At 75.0% G+C, this 597-nt stretch carries 1 protein-coding gene; it reads right to left on the bottom strand.

Annotated elements, in window-relative coordinates; genetic code table 11:
- Positions 1–597 (bottom strand): transposase (locus DRV96_RS17845; protein WP_210757109.1); only part of this gene is annotated, 597 nt, incomplete at both ends.

The following is a 597-nucleotide window of genomic DNA, read 5'->3' as shown; positions in this document are numbered from 1 at the left end:
GATGGCCCGGCGCAGCGCCTTGCCGCCGTCGATCACCCACAGCCGCATGCGCTGGGCATCCAGCCCGCGCTCGACCAGATCCGACAGCAGCGCGGCGACCACGCGCGTGGCCTCGGTGGAGCCCTCGCGCAGCCCCAGCACGTGCTTGTTGCCCTGCGCGTCGATGCCCAGGGCCAGCAGGATGACGCGGTCGCGCAAGTGCATGCCGTCGATCATCACCACCGGCAGGTCCAGATCGCCCAGGGGCCTTGCCAGCCACTGCGCGAGCTGCTCCTGGCTGAGCTGCACGAAGCGGCGCGAGACCGCGCTCTTGGAGGCCGCGCGCGGCCGGTGCGACGCCGGCACCGGCTCCTGGGTGCTGGCGTAGCGGCGCGTCGACACGCCTGCGGCGATGGCCGCCATCGTGGCGGCGTCCAGCGGGTCCGCGCTGGCGGCCCACTCGAAGCTCGCCAGCGCCAGTTCACCTTCGCTCAGCGAGCGTGCACGCGGGCGTCGCACCGCGATGCGCTGGCCGCCCAGCACGACCTGGCTGGCGGTGGTGCCGCCGCGCACGGCGCGCCGGCCAGCGTCGGGCACGCCCTTGGGGCCGCACAGCGC

It is taken from the genome of Azohydromonas sediminis (assembly GCF_003574675.1).
GTDB classification, from domain to species: domain Bacteria; phylum Pseudomonadota; class Gammaproteobacteria; order Burkholderiales; family Burkholderiaceae_C; genus Calidifontimicrobium; species Calidifontimicrobium sediminis.
The sequence above is the reverse complement of the archived record's forward strand: the minus strand, read 5'-3'. Positions and strand labels throughout refer to the sequence as shown.